The sequence below is a fragment of the Microbacterium longlingense genome (genome assembly GCF_058349825.2).
Genome location: NZ_JBYRJA020000003.1, coordinates 53,655 through 72,194, shown reverse-complemented (window position 1 = coordinate 72,194; position 18,540 = coordinate 53,655). Strand labels below are relative to the sequence as shown.

At 69.1% G+C, this 18,540-nt stretch carries 16 protein-coding genes; 12 read left to right on the top strand and 4 right to left on the bottom strand.

The features are described from left to right. The first annotated feature begins 129 nt into the window (after positions 1-129). Positions 130-1,542, top strand: coding sequence for an RNA polymerase sigma factor (locus tag AC3RXY_RS05600; protein WP_491509914.1), 1,413 nt, complete (start codon positions 130-132; stop codon positions 1,540-1,542). Beyond that, positions 1,539-2,243 (top strand): coenzyme F420-0:L-glutamate ligase, encoded by a 705-nt coding sequence (locus AC3RXY_RS05595; protein WP_491509913.1) that lies wholly within the window; start codon positions 1,539-1,541, stop codon positions 2,241-2,243. Before AC3RXY_RS05600 ends, AC3RXY_RS05595 begins: the two co-directional genes overlap by 4 nt. A 71-nt stretch (positions 2,244-2,314) precedes the next feature. Here the strand turns inward: AC3RXY_RS05595 and AC3RXY_RS05590 are convergent, their stop codons facing one another. Beyond that, positions 2,315-3,337 carry a sugar-transfer associated ATP-grasp domain-containing protein gene (locus AC3RXY_RS05590; protein ID WP_491509912.1) on the bottom strand — a complete coding sequence of 341 codons (1,023 nt, stop codon included), beginning with the start codon at positions 3,335-3,337 and terminating at the stop codon, positions 2,315-2,317. Between the two features lie 116 nt (positions 3,338-3,453). Between AC3RXY_RS05590 and AC3RXY_RS05585 the strand changes: the two genes are divergently transcribed. Next, positions 3,454-4,161 carry an alanine racemase gene (locus tag AC3RXY_RS05585; protein WP_491509911.1) on the top strand — a complete coding sequence of 236 codons (708 nt, stop codon included), beginning with the start codon at positions 3,454-3,456 and terminating at the stop codon, positions 4,159-4,161. Further along, positions 4,149-5,198, top strand: coding sequence for an alanine racemase (locus AC3RXY_RS05580; RefSeq protein WP_491509910.1), 1,050 nt, complete (start codon positions 4,149-4,151; stop codon positions 5,196-5,198). Before AC3RXY_RS05585 ends, AC3RXY_RS05580 begins: the two co-directional genes overlap by 13 nt. 99 nt (positions 5,199-5,297) lie before the next feature. On the opposite strand, the gene AC3RXY_RS05575 is transcribed toward AC3RXY_RS05580, so the two are convergent. Then, on the bottom strand, positions 5,298-5,513 hold the full coding sequence (locus tag AC3RXY_RS05575) for a DUF7455 domain-containing protein (protein WP_491509909.1): 216 nt from the start codon (positions 5,511-5,513) through the stop codon (positions 5,298-5,300). A 179-nt stretch (positions 5,514-5,692) separates the two neighbouring features. Here AC3RXY_RS05575 and AC3RXY_RS05570 point away from each other — a divergent pair, with 179 nt between their 5' ends. After that, positions 5,693-7,771: a DNA gyrase/topoisomerase IV subunit B gene (locus AC3RXY_RS05570; RefSeq protein ID WP_491509908.1), complete on the top strand. Its 2,079-nt coding sequence runs from the start codon at positions 5,693-5,695 to the stop codon at positions 7,769-7,771. A gap of 47 nt (positions 7,772-7,818) precedes the next feature. Beyond that, positions 7,819-8,064: a DUF4287 domain-containing protein gene (locus tag AC3RXY_RS05565; protein WP_491509907.1), complete on the top strand. Its 246-nt coding sequence runs from the start codon at positions 7,819-7,821 to the stop codon at positions 8,062-8,064. Between the two features lie 35 nt (positions 8,065-8,099). On the opposite strand, the gene AC3RXY_RS05560 is transcribed toward AC3RXY_RS05565, so the two are convergent. Continuing rightward, positions 8,100-10,547, bottom strand: coding sequence for a DNA gyrase/topoisomerase IV subunit A (locus AC3RXY_RS05560; RefSeq protein ID WP_491509906.1), 2,448 nt, complete (start codon positions 10,545-10,547; stop codon positions 8,100-8,102). Positions 10,548-10,686: 139 nt separating this feature from the next. On the opposite strand from AC3RXY_RS05560, the gene AC3RXY_RS05555 reads away from it, so the two are divergent. Further along, on the top strand, positions 10,687-11,814 hold the full coding sequence (locus tag AC3RXY_RS05555; protein ID WP_491509905.1) for an alkaline phosphatase family protein: 1,128 nt from the start codon (positions 10,687-10,689) through the stop codon (positions 11,812-11,814). 42 nt (positions 11,815-11,856) lie between these two features. Here AC3RXY_RS05555 and sepH read toward each other — a convergent pair whose 3' ends face one another. Beyond that, the gene (sepH, locus tag AC3RXY_RS05550; protein WP_491509904.1) at positions 11,857-13,029 is read right to left on the bottom strand and encodes a septation protein SepH; all 1,173 of its coding nucleotides are present in this window, start codon (positions 13,027-13,029) and stop codon (positions 11,857-11,859) included. A gap of 223 nt (positions 13,030-13,252) precedes the next feature. Here sepH and AC3RXY_RS05545 point away from each other — a divergent pair, with 223 nt between their 5' ends. The 5 genes from AC3RXY_RS05545 (at position 13,253) to AC3RXY_RS05525 (ending at position 18,490) form a co-directional block, all read left to right on the top strand. Then, positions 13,253-13,534, top strand: a complete 282-nt coding sequence (locus AC3RXY_RS05545) for a DUF4193 domain-containing protein (protein WP_491509903.1) — start codon at positions 13,253-13,255, stop codon at positions 13,532-13,534. Between the two features lie 49 nt (positions 13,535-13,583). Beyond that, positions 13,584-14,084 (top strand): dUTP diphosphatase, encoded by a 501-nt coding sequence (gene dut, locus AC3RXY_RS05540; RefSeq protein WP_491509902.1) that lies wholly within the window; start codon positions 13,584-13,586, stop codon positions 14,082-14,084. Further along, positions 14,081-14,656 (top strand): DUF3710 domain-containing protein, encoded by a 576-nt coding sequence (locus tag AC3RXY_RS05535; protein WP_491509901.1) that lies wholly within the window; start codon positions 14,081-14,083, stop codon positions 14,654-14,656. The genes dut and AC3RXY_RS05535 overlap by 4 nt, the downstream gene beginning before the upstream one ends. After that, a complete protein-coding gene (locus AC3RXY_RS05530; RefSeq protein WP_491509900.1) occupies positions 14,653-15,405 on the top strand; it encodes a DUF3159 domain-containing protein in 753 nt (250 codons plus the stop codon). Before AC3RXY_RS05535 ends, AC3RXY_RS05530 begins: the two co-directional genes overlap by 4 nt. A 250-nt stretch (positions 15,406-15,655) precedes the next feature. Next, positions 15,656-18,490: an aconitate hydratase gene (locus tag AC3RXY_RS05525; protein ID WP_491509899.1), complete on the top strand. Its 2,835-nt coding sequence runs from the start codon at positions 15,656-15,658 to the stop codon at positions 18,488-18,490. Positions 18,491-18,540 lie beyond the last annotated feature (50 nt).

Sequence of the window (18,540 nt, the reverse complement as noted above, 5' to 3'; positions counted from 1 at the left end):
GCTCTCGTGTGCGATACTGATATACCGACCCATTGTCAAGAGCCGTCCTTACCGACGGGACTTGACAAGGGTCTTACTAGTGCCCGAACCGGCTCGGGGCGTCTCAGGCGTCCGGGGGAAAGGTGAAACGTGACTGCTGCCACGACCGTGAAGGCCACCGAAGCGGAGGCTGAGGAGGCCGCCGCGCCCGCGAAGACGACGAAGAAGCCGGCCGCCAAGGCCGCCGCATCGACGACGGGAACCAGCAAGACGGCTGCGGCGAAGCCCGCGACCGCCCGCAAGACCGCCGCCAAGAACACCGCGGACGCCGCCGACGACGGCGCTCCTGCGGAGAAGAAGACCGCGCGTTCCAGCGCTGCGACCAAGCCCGCCGCCAAGAAGAAGGCCCCCGCGCGCGGACGCGCGAAGGCCGGAGGCGATGAGCCGGAGGATGACGAGGAGGCTCTCGACGACGAGGCCGTCGCGGACGTCACCGAGGACGCGCCAGAAGACGACAAGGCCGACGACGCAGAAGACGACGAGGAGAAGCCCAAGCCGGCGTTCTCCGAGCCGCTGCCGACCGGCGCGATCGTCATCACCTCCAACGACGAGGACGACATCCCCGTCTACTCGACGCAGATCACCGGCGCCACGGCCGACCCGGTCAAGGACTACCTCAAGCAGATCGGAAAGGTCGCGCTGCTGAACGCGGCCGAAGAGGTCGAGCTCGCGATGCGCATCGAGGCCGGCCTGTTCGCCGAGGAGAAGCTCTCGAACATGAGCGAGGCGGAGAAATCCAGCCAGCTCGGTCTCGATCTGCAGTGGGTCGCCCGTGACGGTCAGCGCGCGAAGAGCCACCTCCTGGGCGCCAACCTGCGTCTGGTCGTCTCCCTCGCCAAGCGCTACACCGGTCGTGGCATGCAGTTCCTCGACCTCATCCAGGAGGGGAACCTGGGCCTGATCCGTGCGGTCGAGAAGTTCGACTACACCAAGGGCTTCAAGTTCTCGACCTACGCGACGTGGTGGATCCGACAGGCAATCACCCGTGCCATGGCCGACCAGGCGCGGACGATCCGTATCCCCGTGCACATGGTCGAGGTCATCAACAAGCTCGCCCGCGTGCAGCGGCAGATGCTGCAGGACCTGGGCCGTGAGCCCACGCCGGAGGAGCTCAGCCGCGAGCTGGACATGACCCCGGAGAAGGTCGTCGAGGTGCAGAAGTACGGGCGTGAGCCCATCTCGCTGCACACCCCCCTCGGCGAGGACGGCGACAGCGAGTTCGGAGACCTCATCGAGGACACCGAGGCCGTCGTGCCCGCCGACGCGGTCGGCTTCACGATGCTGCAGCGTCAGCTCGAGCAGCTGCTCGACTCGCTGTCGGAGCGCGAGGCCGGTGTGATCCGGATGCGTTTCGGTCTCGGCGACGGACAGCCCAAGACCCTCGACCAGATCGGCGACACCTTCGGCGTCACGCGTGAGCGGATCCGTCAGATCGAGTCGAAGACCATGGCGAAGCTGCGACACCCCAGCCGCTCCCAGTCGCTGCGGGATTACCTCGAGTGAGCGGTTCCGGCCGGCCGAACGACGGCAAGAGTCTCGAGATCACGGTCGACGGGGGCCGCTACGCGCGGCTCCCGATCCGGACGCGCGTCGTCATGCCCGGCGATGTGCTCGACGAGATCGTCCGTGAGTACGCGCTGGATCAGGTGCGCTCCGGTGACATCCTCTTCATCACGGAGAAGATCGTCGGGATCACCCAGGGCCGCTCCTTCATGCTCGATGAGATCCAGCCGCGCCGCCTTGCGGTCTTCCTCTCCCGGTATGTTACCCGGACCCCGCACGGCATCGGCCTCGGGATGCCGGAGACCATGGAGATGGCGCTGCGGGAATGCGGCACCCCGCGGATCCTGTTCGCCGCTGCTGTCGCGGCCGTGACGAAGGCCTTCGGACGCAAGGGCGACTTCTACCGGATCGCCGGAGACAAGGCACGCGCGATCGATGGACCGACGGCGGGCACCATGCCGCCCTATGATCGGGCCGTGGTGCTCGGTCCGGACCGCCCTCGGGAGGTCGCCCGTCACGTGCACGACCTCATCGGAGGCGTCTGCGATGTCGCCGTGGTCGACATCAACGACCTGGGCGGCAATATCCTGGGCTCCACCCTGGATCGCGCGGCCGAGCGCCGGCTGGTGTCGATCCTGAAGGACAACCCGCTCGGTCAGGGCGCGGAGTCGACGCCGATGGGCATCATCCGCCCGGCCTGAGAGCACGTCGTCCTCCCGCGGAACGTCTTCGCGCCGGTCCCGTCATGGGGCCGGCGCGAAGACGTTCCGGGTCAGAACCCGATCGCGGCGCGATAGCGCGGCTTGTGCCCGGTGCGGATGCCGGAGACGCTGGGCTTGTTCTCATAGACACCCGCACCCCAGTTGCCCTCGACGAGCACCGGGCCGTCCGGTCCGACCACGATGTCCCAGCCGACGTACTGCACCTCGGGAACCACCCGCGCGACCTGGTCGATGAACGCCGTGACCTCGTCCATGAGCGGCAACTGGAAATCGGCGATCCGGAAGCCAGAATCCGGGTGCAGCTCATGCACGTGTCCGTGGGAGTCGTATCCGGCGCTGATTGCGTGACCGTGCTCGTCGAGCATCGTGTAGAAGCCGCCGAAGGACATCTGGTCGCTCACCTCGCCACGCCCGAACTTCTGCGCCATCGCGAGGATGTGCGTCTTCTCGCCATCGAAGAACGCCGTCACGCGCGTGGTGTTGACCGTGCCGGGGCAGACGGCTGCGAGGTCGGGGTGCTGGGCGATCACCTCTTCCACCAGCAGGCGGCCCTGTGCGAGCAGGTCGCGGTGGAATCCCTCCCAGTCGGCGATGTCCGCCGCGTGATACCGGAACACGCCGGAACCGGCCTGTCCCATGGGCGTCTTGACGATGACCGTGCCGTGGCGCTCGACGAAGTCGCGCAGCTCTGCGGCGTTGCCCTGTTCGACGACCATCCACTCGCGGCGGAGGAAGTCGCTGAAGCGCCGATCGAACTCGATCTTGTCGTGGAACAGATGACGGTAGTCGGGATGCGCGTACCGCTCCGAGATCTGGTTGGAGATCGGGTGCGTCATGTAGGTGTCTCGCTCCGCCTTCGACAGGATCGCGAAGTCGAAGTCGATGTAGTCCTGGAAGCCGACGTTGTGCCGGCCTGCCGACCACAGCATGTCCACCACGACGAGGGGGAGCGCCTTGCCATGCTGCGCAGAGGCTTCCTTGGCCCGCTCGATCACCGAGCCGACGTTGATGCGACGGGCGCGCTCGGCCAGGTAGCTGAGACGGGATGTGAGGCCGAGGCCGTTGGAGGGCATGCGTTCTCCGGGTCGAGGATGAGGGACCGCTCTATTCTAGGCAGGGCCTCCTCCGAGACCCCCGGAACGCCCGCGGCTCCGAGGTGCGCCGGCAGAACCGCGAGTAGGCTGTCATGGTGGAACAGCAGACCGGGAGCGTGACCCTGCGCTCGCTGATCTCCCGAACGGCGCTTGCGTCCGGTGCAGCCAGGTCGGTCGCGGCAGGCGGGCGTGGCATCGCCGATCTGCGCCGCGACGCCTGGGGGCACGGTCTCCTCGACGTGGCACGGGCGGTGACCGAGGCCGGCGCCCTGTCGGTGCGCGTGGACGGTCCGGATGAGGTGTCGGCGCTGCACGGGCATGGCATCGCGGCGACGTGCGATGAGCAGCCCGACCTCGATCCGCGGCTGCTCTATGGGCTGCCGGATGCTGCCGGCGAGCTCCCCGGCCAGCCCGTGATGCGGGTGGTCGGCCGGGTGCTGTCGATCAAGCCCATCGCCGCGGGGGGCGGCGTCTCCTACGGCTATCTGCACCGGGCAGAGAAGGACTCGCGGCTGGCCCTGGTCACCGGCGGCTATGCGCAGGGCGTCGTGCGCGCCCTCGGCAGCCGGGCGGCGGTCGAGATCGGCGGGATCGTGCACCCGATCGTCGGAAGGATCGCGATGGACGTCTGCGTGGCGGACATTGGCGACCATGACGTCGCCGATGGCGCAGCGGCGACGTACTTCGGAGGGCGCGGACCGCTTGCCGGTGCGCTGGCCGACTGGGTGCGTGCGACCGGGCTGACGGCTGGTGAGCTGGTGGCCGTCGCCGGACAGCGAACGGAGCGAGCATGGGAGGCGTGAGCAGGCCGGTGCTGCGTGTCGACGGGGCGGTGCTGCGGGCGAACATCGCCGCCGTGATGGCACGGGTGGCCCCGGCGGAGCTGATGATCGTCGTGAAAGACGACGCGTATGGTCTCGGCGCCCTCCGGGCCGCGCAGGCTGCCGTGGCCTCGGGTGTGGGCTGGATCGGCTGCTACGACATCCCCACCGGGGTGCGCCTCCGTGCCGCCGTGGGGACGACGCCGCGGCTGTTCGCCTGGGTCACCTCCGACGATGCAGAAATACGCGCGGCACTGCTGGCCGACATCGATCTCGGTGTCGGAACCGTGGACTACCTCGACCGCGTGATCTGCGTGGCTGCCGAGCTCGGCGTCCGGGCGCGCATCCACCTCAAGATCGACACCGGGCTGCATCGCAACGGACTCACCGAGGCGGAGTGGGACGCGGCGGTCGCCACCGCGCTGGAGGCGGAGCGAGAGGGCCGGCTGCGGCTGGTCGGCGCATGGAGCCACCTCAGTGAGGCCAGTGACGCAGACGACGACGATGCGCACGAGCGGTTCCAGCGCGCTGTGCAACGTGCCGTCGAGCAGGGGGCGATGCTTCCGCACCGGCATCTGACGGCGTCCGCGGCGACATGGGCGCGACCGGAGCTGCGCGGCACGCTCGTCCGGGTCGGCGCGTTCTGCTACGGGATCCGTTCCGCTGACGGTCCGGACCTCGCCGGCATCGAGCCCGCCGCCGAGCTCGTCGCCCCGGTGCTGGGGGTCACCGATGGTGAAGCGGTGATCGGCATCGGATCGTTCGACGGACTGCCGAGCAGTCTCGCCGGACGTGTGCGTGTCGGTACCCCTGCCGGTCCGCGCGACCTGGTGGCCGTCGCGGAGGATACCGCGCGCGTCACGGCCTGGCCGGGCGCGGCGATCGGCGACGAGGTCGTGCTCTTCGGGCGCGGCCGGTGCGGCGAGGCGACACCGACCACTCTCGCCGAGGCGATCGGCACCGTCGGTGAGGAGATCCTCTGCCGGCTCACGCCGCACGTGCTCCGCGTGGACGCCTGAGCCGCGATCGGCGCGAAGAGGGCCGCAGAAGAAGCATGATCGCCCGGTGTCACTCGGACACCGGGCGATCACGCGCGGGGAGGGCTGGTGCCCTCCCTCTCAGTCCTGAAGCAGGCGAGAAGTCTCGTCGTGCCAGCTGGCGGCCACCGCGCGGAGCTTCTCCTCGTACTTGCGGCCGTGGTGGGCGCAGAACAGCAGCTCGCTGCCGTTGACCTCGGCGGCGATGTAGGCCTGCGCGCCGCACGAATCGCAGCGGTCGAGGGCGGTGAGACGGTGGGCAACGGCGGTGGTCGGGGTCTCGGTCGTCGCGTTCATGTGGTGCCTCCCTCTGTCGCGGTGCGGTCGCTGACGTTGATCAATACAACCATGCGGATGGGTGGTGTATGCCCGGATTGCGGCCGGTTTCGCTCAACGCGTACAGCGTGCAGCCGATTCCCGCGCATCGCCGGTGTCCTCCGGCCCGGCAGCGCGCCTGCGTCCTAGCATGGACGGTTGTGAGCACCGAGTACTCCGCCCATCACCTCCAGGTCCTCGAAGGACTGGAGGCGGTTCGCAAACGCCCCGGCATGTACATCGGCTCGAACGGCTCTCCCGGCCTGATGCACTGCCTGTGGGAGATCATCGACAACTCCGTCGACGAGGCCGTCGCCGGGAACGGCTCGCGTATCGAGATCGTCCTCTATCCCGACGGCAGCGTCGAGGTACGCGACGAGGGCCGGGGGATCCCGGTCGACGTCGAGCCTCGCACTGGCCTGACCGGTGTGGAGGTCGTGTTCACGAAGCTCCACGCCGGCGGCAAGTTCGGCGGTGGATCCTACGCGGCATCCGGTGGCCTGCACGGCGTGGGCGCCTCGGTCGTGAACGCTCTGTCCGAGCGCCTGGACGTCCAGGTCGATCGGGGCGGCAAGACCTGGGCGATGTCGTTCCACCGCGGAGAGCCGGGTGTCTTCACCGATTCCGGCGATCCGCGGCCCGATACGGCGTTCGCCCCCTTCGAGGACGGCAGTGAGCTGCGCGTGGTCGGCAAAGCGGCCCGCGGCGTCACGGGGACGCGCGTGCGGTACTGGGCCGACCGACAGATCTTCACCAAGGATGCGGCCTTCCAGCTCGCCGATCTGGAGACCCGCGCCCGCCAGACAGCGTTCCTCGTTCCCGGCCTGGAGATCGTCGTGCGCGATGAGCGCGGCGAGGAGCCCATCGAGGTCTCCTACCACTACGAGGGCGGGCTCAGCGCGTTCGCGGAGTTCCTGGCGACCGATGCTCCGGTCACAGACACCTGGCGGCTGCAGGGGAGCGGCACGTTCACCGAGACGGTTCCCGTCCTGCAGCCGAACGGCGCGATGGTCGCGACCGAGCTGGAGCGGACGTGCGAGGTCGATATCGCTCTGCGCTGGGGCACCGGGTACGACACGGTCATCCGCTCCTTCGTGAACATCATCGCCACGCCGAAGGGCGGCACCCACCAGCAGGGCTTCGAGCAGGAGCTGCTCAAGGTGCTGCGGGCGCAGGTCGAGCAGAACGCGCGGCGCCTCAAGGTCGGCAACGACAAGCTCGAGAAGGACGACGTGCTCGCCGGGCTCACGGCCGTGATCAACGTCACCGTGCCGGAGCCGCAGTTCGAGGGCCAGACCAAGGAGGTGCTCGGCACGCCGGCCGTGCGACAGATCGTCGCGAAGGTGGTGCGCACCGCGCTGGCCGCACGGTTCTCCTCGACCAAGCGGGATGACAAGAACCAGGCTTCCCAGCTGCTCGACAAGATCGTCGCGGAGATGAAGGCCAGGGTCTCGGCCCGCGCCCACAAGGAGACCCAGCGTCGGAAGAACGCGCTGGAATCCTCCTCGCTGCCCGCCAAGCTGGTGGACTGCCGGACGAATGACGTCGCGCAGTCCGAGCTGTTCATCGTCGAGGGCGACTCCGCGCTCGGCACCGCGAAGAACGCGCGCAACAGCGAGTTCCAGGCGCTGCTGCCGATCCGGGGAAAGATCCTCAACGTGCAGAAGGCCTCCGTCGGCGACATGCTCTCCAACACGGAGTGCGCGTCGATCATCCAGGTGATCGGGGCCGGTTCTGGGCGTTCGTTCGATCTGTCCGCTGCGCGCTACGGCAAGGTCATCCTGATGAGCGACGCCGATGTCGACGGCGCCCATATCCGCACCCTGCTGCTGACGCTGTTCTTCCGCTACATGCGCCCCCTCATCGAGGACGGGCGTGTGTTCGCCGCCGTGCCGCCGCTGCACCGGGTGATCGTGATCAACCCGGGCTCCAAGCCCAACGAGACCATGTACACGTACTCCGAGCAGGAGCTGCACGCGCTGCTGGCCAAACTCCGCAAGGCGAACAAGCGCTGGCACGAGCCGGTGCAGCGCTACAAGGGCCTGGGTGAGATGGACGCCGACCAGCTGGCGACGACCACGATGGACCGGTCCGGCCGCCTGCTGCGGCGCGTGCGCATGGAGGACGCCGAGGCCGCAGGCCGCGTGTTCGAGCTGCTGATGGGCAACGAGGTCGCTCCCCGACGGGAGTTCATCGTAGACTCGTCCGACCGGCTCTCGCGCGAGACGATCGACGCCTGACCACGGCAAACCTGCCGCGCGGCGCCGTGCCTGCGTAGGGTGGGGCCATGAGCGCGCATCGTGTGACCGCACCCGTCATCGCCGCGGGGCAGAAGCCGAAAGGGCCGGCGTCGTACTTCCCGAGCATCGAGAAGAACACCGGTCGGCCGATCCAGGAGTGGCTCGATCTCGTCGTCGATCACCTCGACGGCAGGAGGCATGGCGAGGTCGTCGCCTGGCTCAAGGAGGAGCACGGGCTCGGCCACGGGCACGCGAACGCCATCGTCGCCTACGTGCGCGCTGAGCTGGACTGAGCCCGATCTGTGCCTGTCAGATCAGGCTGCGCCCATCACGACAGCGCATGCCCGATCGACCCGACCACCGCATCGAGCGGCTGCCCTGAGGCGTCGCGACGCGACAGCTCTGCCGGCAACGAGCGCGCGGCGCCGTCGGGTCCTGCGGCCAAAGCCGGGACGGCGCCGACCCACCCGAGGGTCAGGCGATCCTCGCCCTTGAGCAGGGCGTGCGCACGCACGCCGCCGGTGGCGCGCCCCTTCGCGGGGAAGTCCGCGAACGCGGACACCTTGACCCGACCCGGATCGGCGCCGGCGATCATCGCATCAGAGCCGGAGATGGTCACGACCACAGCGTCGGCGTCCGGCGCCAGGGCTCCGAAGAAGATCGCTGTGGCGCCCGAGCCCAATCGGATCCCGGCCATGCCGCCCGCCGATGCGCCCTGAGGACGCACGGAGGAAGCGGCGAAGCGCAGCAGCTGCGTGTCGGACGCGATGAAGACCAGCTCGGCGTCATCGGGAGCCTCGGCTGCGCCGATCACACGATCGCCGGTCTTGAGCCCGATCACCTCGAGCTCGGGCCGGGCGGGGAGCGCGGCCGGAACGAAGCGCTTGACGATGCCCTCAGCGGTCCCGAGGGCCACGGGGGTGTCCGAGGAGAGATCGACGAGGCCGACGATCTGCTCAGACCGGTCGGTGAGGCCGAGATAGTCGCGCAGCGGGACCCCCGCGGCGAGCTGGACAGAGCTTCCCGGCACGGACGGCAGGTCGACGGGGCTGAAGCGCACCAGACGACCGGCCGAGGTGAGCGCCCCCGCCTCGCCGCGCACCGTGGCGGGCAGGACAGCGCTGAGCGCATCGTGCTTGCTGCGGCGGGTCGGCGCGACGATCGTCTGCCCCTCGGCGAGATCGACGCGCACCGCACGGCCGGTGGTCGACAGCACCACGGTGGTGGGGCCGTCGGCGATCTCGAGGTCTGCCGTCTTCGCGGTCCGGCGGGGGGCGGCGGGCTTCGCGTTCATCAGCAGCGTGCGCCGCGGCGTGCCCAGCTCTGTGGCGATGGCATCCAGCTCACGGGCGACCTGGGCTCGCAGGAGCGCCTCGCTGCCGAGCAGCTCGATGAGTTCGGCGATCTCCTGGCGCAGCCGATCGCGCTCGGCTTCCAGCTCGATGCGCGAGAACTTCGTCAGCCGACGCAGCCGCAGTTCGAGGATGTACTCCGCCTGCGGCTCGGAGAGGTCGAACACCTGGCGGAGCCGGGTGCGGGCCTGCTCGGAGTCGTCGGAGGAGCGGATGACCTGGATGACCTCGTCGATGTCGAGGATCGCGACGAGAAGACCCTCGACCAGGTGCAGGCGCTCCTGCTTGCGGGCCAGTCGGTATCGGCTGCGCCGGGTGACGACCTCGAGCCGGTGCCCGACGTAGACCCCGAGCAGCTCGCGCAGCCCGAGGGTGCGGGGCTGGCCCTCGACGAGGGCGACGTTGTTGATGCTGAAGGAGTCTTCCAGCGGGGTGAGCCGGTAGAGCTGCTCGAGCACGGCGTTGGGGTCGAAACCGGTCTTGATGCCGATCGTGACGCGCATGCCGTTCATCCGGTCGGTCAGGTCGGTGACGTCGCTGATGCCCTGCAGCTTCTTCGCCTGGACGGCGTCGCGGATCTTCTCGATCAAGCGCTCCGGGCCGACCATGTAGGGCAGTTCGGTGATGACGATGCCGGTGCGGCGCGGTCCGAGGGACTCGACCGACACCTTGCCTCGCACCTTGAAGGCGCCGCGACCGGTCAGATAGGCGTCCTTGATGCCGTCCAGACCCATCACGATCCCGCCGGAGGGGAAGTCGGGGCCCGGAACGAAGTCCATCAGCTCCTCGACCGTCGCTTCGGGGTGTTCGAGCAGGTGGATCGCGGCGGAGACCACCTCGACCAGGTTGTGCGGGGCCATGTTCGTCGCCATGCCGACCGCGATGCCGGCGGCGCCGTTGACCAGGAGGTTCGGGAACGCGGCCGGCAGCACCGCGGGCTGCTGGAACTGGCCGTCGTAGTTCGGCACGAAATCGACGACGTCCTCGTCGAGGCCCTCGGTGAGAGCGAGCGATGCCGGGTCCAGGCGGGCCTCGGTGTACCGCGCCGCGGCGGGACCGTCGTCGAGGGAGCCGAAGTTGCCGTGACCGTCGACCAGGGGCACCCGCAGCGCGAAGGGCTGGGCCAGGCGCACGAGGGCGTCATAGATCGGAGCGTCGCCGTGCGGGTGGAGCTTGCCCATCACCTCGCCAACGACGCGGGCGCTCTTGACGTGGCCGCGGTCCGGGCGCAGGCCCATCTCGGCCATCTGGTACAGGATGCGGCGCTGCACGGGCTTCAAGCCGTCGCGCGCGTCGGGAAGGGCGCGGGAGTAGATCACCGAGTAGGCGTATTCCAGGAAGGAACCCTGCATCTCATCGGCGAGATCGATGTCCTGGATGCGCTCCGGAGTCGGCTCCGGTGCTGATGCGTTGCTGCGTGCCATGGTTCCTGCCAGCGTGCGAGCGGCGTCGCACGTCAAAGTCGATGAGGTCGGATGCTATCCGGGCGGTCCGGGCGGCGCATCCAGATGCGCGGGACACGACCTCGGGTGAGCGCGCATCCCCTGTGGGAGACTGGCCCGGATGACCCTTATGCTACCGGCCGGAGCGGCCACAGCGCGGAGCCTGACCGGGGTGGCGCGGGCGCTGCTGTCCTCCCTCGAGGGCGCGAGCGCCGACCTCGCCCCTGCCCGCTCGGTCGTGCTGGCGGTGATCGACGGCCTCGGCGCGATCCAGTTGCGCGAGCACGCCGGCCATGCGCGCCGACTCGCCGCGCGCATGGGCAGGAAGGACGTGGCGCATTCGGTCTTCCCGTCCACCACGACCGCCGCGCTGACCAGCATCCTCACCGGCGTCGATCCCGGCCGGCACGGCCTGGTCGGCTACCGGGTGCTCGACCCGGATCGCGACCGCGTGTTCAACCAGATCTCTGACTGGGATCGTGCGCGCATCGACCCGCTGACCTGGCAGGCGGCGCCGACGCTCTTCGAGCAGGCCGGGGCCGCCGGGCGCCCTGCCTTCGCGGTGCTCAGCGGCGCGTACCGCGGCAGCGGCTTCAGCAGGGCGATCCTGCGCGGAGCAGAGTTCGTCTCGGCGGATACGCCGGAGGAGCGCGTCGCGCGAGCATATGCCATCGCCGCAGACCAGCCCGGTGCCGTGGTGTACTGCTACCTGCCCGAGGCCGACCAGGCCGGGCATCGCCACGGCGTCGGCTCGCCCGAATGGCTGGCGGCCGTCGAGGAGATCGATGCCGCGCTGGCAGCCCGGCCCCCGGCTGGCGTCGGGGTTCTCGTGACCGCCGATCACGGCATGGTCGACGTTCCGGCGCATCGCCAGGTGCTCATCGAGGAGGGCGACGCGCGCTGGGACGGCGTGCGGCACATCGCCGGTGAGCCGCGGATGCTGCATGTCTACCTGGAGCAGGGGATGGACCCCGACCGTGCCGCGGAGGCGTGGCGCGCGGGCTGCGCGGGCGTGGCAGACGTCGCCACGCGTGCCGAGGCGATCTCTGGCGGCCTGTTCGGGCCCGAGGTGACCGCGGCGGTGGCGCCGCGGATCGGCGACCTCGTGGTGGCGGCACGCGGCCGGTGGGCACTCTACGACGCCCGCGGCGATCTCACCGCGTTGCGCATGGTCGGCCAGCACGGATCGGTCACACCGGAGGAACGCCAGGTTCCCTGGATCCGCCTCGGCGCCTTCGCGCCGGATTGACCTGGGTGTGTTCGCGCTGGATCGATACGCGTGAACCGGCGATCAGTCGTCGGTGCGAGCGCCGAACACGATCTCGTCCCACGAGGGCATCTCCCGCCGTCGCCGCGAGGCGGAGGAGGGATGCTCGCGCTCCGAGGCGGACGATGCGCTGCGCGGGCGCGGCGCGCCCGCGGAGTCATCCACCACGTCGTCGTCCTCGTCGGCAGCGGCATCGAAGAGCGTTTCCTCGTGCGCCGTGGTACGGCGCGTGGGCTCGTAACCGGGCTCGAGGGCGTCGAACAACGCGATCGGCGCTTCGGGAAGGTGCTCGTTCGCGTGATCGCGCGCCGGCAGCGCCGGAGCGAACGGGGTGCCCGTCTCCGCATCATCGGGGACGGACGAGGGCGCAGCGGGCCCCGGCACGAGGGGGTCGGAGTCGCGCTGGCCCCGTCGGCGACGCAGCGCCGCGAGAAGGTCAGCCGTCTCGGGGGCGGGTTCGCTCACATCCGGTGCTCTGTTGATCGCGGCGTCCTGCACCTCGGGCGACGAGTGCTGCGGTTCCGGATCGGGAAGCACGCGCGGGCCGAACGCACCGGAGTCGAAGCGGGAGTCGTCCTTGTAGGCGCTCACGCGGTCGGAGTCGAGAGCACGCAGGCGGGGGATCAGTCCTTCCGGCAAGGATCCCTGACGCGAGAGCTGCGTGGCATCGGCGTTCTGCGGTGCCAGGGCGCTGCGCCGCGGGTCAAAACTCCAGCGGGCGTCGTGGTCGACCTCGTTCGCGGAGAACTCGAGCTTGACGACCCAGCCGGTGTCGTCCTTCCAGCTCGTCCATCGCTCGCCCTGTGCGTGCAGGCTCTCGAGCTTCTCGCGGATCACCGCGCCGAAGGTGGGCTGCGCGTCCGGCTCGACGTCACTGCCGATCATCACCGGGATGGCGAGGGCCTGATCGACGACATGCTCGCGCTCCGCGAGGACAGGCCCTTCGAACCGTTCGACGTCCTCGATCGAGATGCCGAGCAGTTCGGAGACCTCCGGCGCGGAAAGCCCGGCCCGGATATGGGCTTGGATCTCTTTCGGGCTCGCCGCGAGGGTGCGCGCCGGCTTGGGGTCGGCCGCGGACGCGCGTCGGATATGCGAGCGCAGCACATCGTCGACCGGCAGAGCGAAACGCGCCCCTGACTCGGTTGCCAGGATCAGGAGGCTGTCTTCGATGCCGACGATGGTGACGTGTTCCATGGCGAGTGTCCTCCAGTCGTTCGGTTCATGCTTTCACGCGCACGGGGGAGAGGGCGGGAATAATGCGGGCGCGCCGTGAGTTTCCTCTGTGTCCGGCGGTTCTGGGTGTGCGCATTTGCGAATCGCGCGGCGCTCCTGCACACTGTCAGCGCCGCACCCGCGCCCGAGCTGCCTGGGGCAGCGCCGTGCATTCGACCGGCGCTTCGATAGGAGATGGAGATTCATGGCTACCGATTACGACGCCCCCCGCAAGAGCGAGGACGAAAGCGAGTCGATCGAGGCGCTCAAGGAGCGCGTTCCGGACAAGCTCTCGGGGTCCGTCGACGTCGAGGACTCGGACAACCCGTCCGGCTTCGAGCTGCCCGGTGCCGACCTGTCCGACGTCGAGCTCGACGTCGTGGTCCTCCCCGCTCAGGAAGACGAGTTCACCTGCGCGGAGTGCTTCCTCGTGAAGCACCGCTCGCAGCTCGCCCACGACGGCATCTGCAAGGAGTGCGCCGCGTGATGAGCGGGCGGACGATGTCCGCCCCGTCTCACCGCGGCCCGTGCCTGTGATGGAACCCATCGACCTTCCCGTCGTCGCCTCGACGCTGCCGCACTACGCGCACCCCGGTGACGCGGGTGCCGATCTGGTCGCCGCAGAGTCCGCCGTGATCGCGCCGGGCGAGCGCAAGCTCGTCGGAACAGGCGTCCGCATCGCGCTGCCCGAGGGCTATGCGGCGTTCGTGGTGCCCCGGAGCGGCCTGGCCGCCAAGCATGGCATCACCGTGCTCAACACCCCGGGGACGATCGACGCCGGTTATCGCGGTGAGATCCGGGTGTGCCTGCTCAACACCGACCGCGAGAACGCCTACCGGGTGGAGCCGGGGGACCGGATCGCCCAGCTGATTGTCTCGCCGGTGGTGCGGGCGCGCTTCATCCCGGTCGATGAACTCGACGAGACCGTGCGCGGTGCTGGCGGCTTCGGCTCGACCGGTTACCACGCCGCGGAGATCGCGGCGCCGACATCCGGCACCGCCGCGCAGGACGCTGCGCAGACAGGAGAACCACGATGAGTGACATCCAGGAGCCGGCGGCCCTGCAGGGCGAACGCTCCGTCGACGGGCCGTTCGACGAGTCCGAGGCGAACCCGGTACGGCCGTACATCGACCTCGGCGGCATCAAGGTTCTGCCCCGCGAGGGGCTCAACCTCCGCCTGGAGATCGAGGAGCAGTCCAAGCGCATTGTCGCGGTGGGGCTGGACTACGCGAACTCATCGCTGCAGGTGCAGCCCTTTGCCGCGCCGCGTTCCGGTGAGCTGTGGCCGGAGACGCGCGAGCAGATCCGCGACCAGGTCACCCAGCAGGGCGGTCGCATCGAAGAGCGCGATGGCCCGCTGGGCCCCGAGCTGCTCGCCGAGCTCCCCGGTGGCGAGGCGGGTCAGACCCGCCTGGCTCGTTTCGTGGGCGTCGACGGACCGCGCTGGTTCCTGCGCGGCGTCATCTCCGGCGCGGCGGCGGCGGATGTCGATGCTGCCGCCCAGGTCGAAGACCTCTTCCGTTCGCTGGTCGTGGTGCGCGGCGGGACGCCGATGCCCCCGCGCGACCTCATCCCGCTCAAGGTCCCGGCAACCCCCGGTTCCGCGTGAGCGAGGACCGCGGGGGCGACGAAGGCTCTGCCCCGGACGCGACGCCGAGCCTGGAGTCGGCCGTCGGTGACGCGGTGCGCCGGATCGGTGTGGACATCCCCGACGACGCCAGTGCACCGACCGTGGTCTGGCGCGCGATCGGCGGGTGGCGTGGCATCCTCGAATCGATCCTGCCGAGCCTGGCGTTCATCGTGGTGTTCACCCTGACCCAGGACCTGTTCTGGTCTCTGGTCATCTCGGTGGGAATGGCCGTGGTGTTCACCGTTGTCCGGCTGGTGATGAAGTCTCCTCCGGCCGCCGCCATCGGCGGGCTCGTCGCCACGGTCGGCGCAGCGGCGCTGGCGATGTGGACGGGGCGCGGTGCGGACAATTTCGTCTGGGGCTTCGTCACGAACGCGGGATACGGCACCGCGTTCCTGGTGTCGGTGCTTGTCGGCTGGCCGCTCATCGGGCTGGTCGCGGGTTTCCTCACGGGTGAGGGCAGCGCCTGGCGGGCCGATCGGCGCCGCCGTCGCGCCTACGCGATGTTGTCGCTCGGGTGGGCCGGGCTGTTCTTCCTGCGCCTCGGGGTGCAGCTGCCCATCTACTTCAGCGCGATCGCCTCGGGGGACCCGGATGCCGGCGCTGTCGCGCTCGGAACGATCAAGCTCATCATGGGCCTTCCGCTGTTCGCGCCGATGGTCGCGGTGACGTGGCTCGTGATCCGGGCCGTCAACGCGCGTGCCACGACGGCAGCGCGGCAGGAGTGATGCATTCCGCATGGTAGATTTATCTTGACATCAAGATAAATATGCGCCCATCGAACGCGACTGCCCAGCGTGCTGGCGGTACGGCGATCCGGATGTTCCTCGGGTCTCCGCACGCCGCCCGGTCGCCGACGGGCCTCGGGATTCCCTGGCTCGGCTGGTTAGGTCCGCCTTGCTAGTGATCAGAGGGTCCGGGCGAGCATGATGGAGGCGCGTCGAGCGCGCCCCATCCGACGGAGAAGGAGACGGATTCGTGTCCACGGTGAACAGCTTCGGTGCCAAGAGCACCCTGACGGTCGGCAGCACCGACTATGAGATCTACCGTATCGACACGGTCGAGGGCTACGACAAGCTGCCCTTCAGCCTGAAGGTTCTGCTGGAGAACCTGCTCCGCACCGAGGACGGCGCGAACGTCACCAAGGAGCAGATCCAGGCGCTCGGCAACTGGGACGCCGCGGCGGAGCCCAACACGGAGATCCAGTTCACGCCCGCCCGCGTCGTGATGCAGGACTTCACCGGTGTGCCCTGCATCGTCGACCTCGCCACGATGCGCGAAGCGATGACGGACCTCGGCGGCGATCCCGCCAAGATCAATCCGCTGTCGCCGGCGGAGCTCGTGATCGACCACTCGGTGATGGCCGACCTGTTCGGAACCCCGAACGCGCTCGAGCGCAACACCGAGATCGAGTACGAGCGCAACGGTGAGCGCTACCAGTTCCTGCGCTGGGGCCAGACCGCCTTCCAGGACTTCAAGGTCGTTCCTCCCGGCACCGGCATCGTGCACCAGGTGAACATCGAGCACCTGGCGAAGGTCATCTACGACCGCGCGGTCAACGGCGTGCTGCGCGCCTACCCGGACACCTGTGTCGGCACCGACTCGCACACCACGATGGTCAACGGCCTCGGCGTGCTCGGATGGGGCGTCGGCGGCATCGAGGCGGAGGCCGCGATGCTCGGCCAGCCGGTGTCCATGCTCATCCCGCGTGTCGTCGGCTTCAAGCTCACCGGGCAGATCCCGGCCGGCGTGACCGCGACCGACGTGGTGCTGACGATCACGGACATGCTCCGCAAGCACGGCGTCGTCGGCAAGTTCGTCGAGTTCTACGGTGAGGGCGTCGGCTCTGTGCCGCTGGCCAACCGGGCCACCATCGGCAACATGAGCCCGGAGTTCGGCTCGACCGCCGCGATGTTCCCGATCGACGACGTCACGCTCGACTACCTGCGCCTCACCGGTCGCGACGACCAGACCGTCGCCCTCGTCGAGGCTTACGCCAAGGCGCAGAAGCTCTGGCACGACCCGGCCAACGAGCCGGTCTTCAGCGAGTACATGGAGCTCGACCTCTCCACGGTCGTCCCCTCGATCGCCGGCCCGAAGCGTCCCCAGGACCGCATCCTGCTCTCGGAGGCCAAGCAGCAGTTCGAGAAGGACATCGTCAGCTACGCCGCGCCTGCTGTGTCGAACGAGATGACCGACCTCGAGGGCAAGGAGTCCTTCCCGGCCTCCGACCCGGGCCCCGTGCCCGGTGATGAGGACGCGGACACCCGCGACGTGCTGATCTCCAGCGGTGCTCCGGCGACCGTCTCCAAGCCGGTCAAGGTCACCACCGCGGACGGCGACAGCTATCGCCTCGACAACGGTGCCGTGGTGCTGGCGGCGATCACCTCCTGCACCAACACCTCGAACCCCTCGGTGATGCTCGCCGCCGGTCTTCTCGCCCGCAACGCGCGCAAGAAGGGGCTCACCCGCAAGCCGTGGGTCAAGTCGACCCTCGGTCCGGGCTCCAAGGTCGTGACCGACTACTACGAGAAGTCCGGTCTCAACGAGGACCTCGAGGCGCTCGGCTTCTACACGGTCGGCTACGGCTGCACGATCTGCATCGGCAACACCGGTCCGCTGATCGAGGAGGTCTCGGCCGCCGTCAACGAGAACGACCTCGCCGTGACCGCTGTGCTCTCCGGCAACCGCAACTTCGAGGGACGTATCAGCCCCGACGTGAAGATGAACTACCTGGCCTCGCCGCCGCTGGTCGTCGCCTACGCGCTGGCCGGTTCGATGCACTTCGACTTCGAGAACGATCCGCTCGGCACCGACCCCGAGGGCAACGACGTGTTCCTGAGCGACATCTGGCCCACCGCCGATGAGGTGCAGGCGACGATCGACACGTCGATCTCCCGTGAGCAGTTCATCAAGCAGTACGCGACGGTGTTCGACGGTGATGAGCGCTGGCGCAGCCTCCCCACCCCGGAGGGGCCGATCTTCGAGTGGGACGAGAAGTCCACCTACGTCGCCAAGGCGCCGTACTTCGACGGCATGACGATGGAGCCGACCCCGGTCGCCGACATCTCGGGTGCCCGCGTCATGGCCACGCTCGGCGATTCGGTCACCACCGACCACATCTCGCCCGCTGGTCCGATCAAGCCGGGCACCCCGGCGGCGGACTACCTGGTCGCGCACGGCGTCGAGCGCAAGGACTTCAACTCCTTCGGCTCGCGTCGCGGCAACCATGAGGTGATGATCCGCGGCACGTTCGCGAACATCCGCCTGAAGAACGCCATGGTCAAGGCCGTGAACGATGGGGAGCAGATCGAGGGCGGCTGGACCCGCGACTTCACCCAGGCGGACGGTCCGCAGTCCTACATCTACGACGCGAGCATGAACTACCAGGCCGCTGGTATCCCGCTCGTGATCTTCGGCGGCAAGGAGTACGGCACCGGCTCTTCGCGCGACTGGGCGGCGAAGGGCACCAACCTGCTCGGCGTCAAGGCGGTCATCGCCGAGAGCTTCGAGCGCATCCACCGTTCCAACCTGGTCGGCATGGGCGTCGTCCCGCTGCAGTTCCCCGCGGGCGAGAGCTGGGAGTCGTTGGGACTGGACGGCACCGAGATCGTCTCGATCGAAGGGCTGGAGCAGCTCAACGAGGGGGTGACCCCGAAGACCGTCCGGGTGACCGCCGCCCCGAGCGAGCACTCCCCGGCCGGCAAGGAGCCCGTCGTCTTCGACGCCGTGGTGCGTATCGACACCCCGGGTGAAGCCGACTACTACCGCAACGGCGGCATCCTGCAGTACGTGCTTCGTTCGCTGGTCTGAATCGACAGAGCCCCATCGGAGGGCCCGGTCACGCGAGAAGCGCGACCGGG

What these genes read in the sequence shown, in the direction of transcription:
- AC3RXY_RS05565 (WP_491509907.1), top strand. Translation starts at nt 7,819, where the DNA reads ATGAGCGCGCATCGTGTGACCGCACCCGTCATCGCCGCGGGGCAGAAG.
- AC3RXY_RS05545 (WP_491509903.1), top strand. Translation starts at nt 13,253, where the DNA reads ATGGCTACCGATTACGACGCCCCCCGCAAGAGCGAGGACGAAAGCGAG.
- AC3RXY_RS05535 (WP_491509901.1), top strand. Translation starts at nt 14,081, where the DNA reads ATGAGTGACATCCAGGAGCCGGCGGCCCTGCAGGGCGAACGCTCCGTC.
- AC3RXY_RS05575 (WP_491509909.1), bottom strand. Translation starts at nt 5,513, where the DNA reads ATGAACGCGACGACCGAGACCCCGACCACCGCCGTTGCCCACCGTCTC.
- dut (WP_491509902.1), top strand. Translation starts at nt 13,584, where the DNA reads ATGGAACCCATCGACCTTCCCGTCGTCGCCTCGACGCTGCCGCACTAC.
- sepH (WP_491509904.1), bottom strand. Translation starts at nt 13,029, where the DNA reads ATGGAACACGTCACCATCGTCGGCATCGAAGACAGCCTCCTGATCCTG.
- AC3RXY_RS05590 (WP_491509912.1), bottom strand. Translation starts at nt 3,337, where the DNA reads ATGCCCTCCAACGGCCTCGGCCTCACATCCCGTCTCAGCTACCTGGCC.
- AC3RXY_RS05560 (WP_491509906.1), bottom strand. Translation starts at nt 10,547, where the DNA reads ATGGCACGCAGCAACGCATCAGCACCGGAGCCGACTCCGGAGCGCATC.
- AC3RXY_RS05555 (WP_491509905.1), top strand. Translation starts at nt 10,687, where the DNA reads ATGACCCTTATGCTACCGGCCGGAGCGGCCACAGCGCGGAGCCTGACC.
- AC3RXY_RS05580 (WP_491509910.1), top strand. Translation starts at nt 4,149, where the DNA reads ATGGGAGGCGTGAGCAGGCCGGTGCTGCGTGTCGACGGGGCGGTGCTG.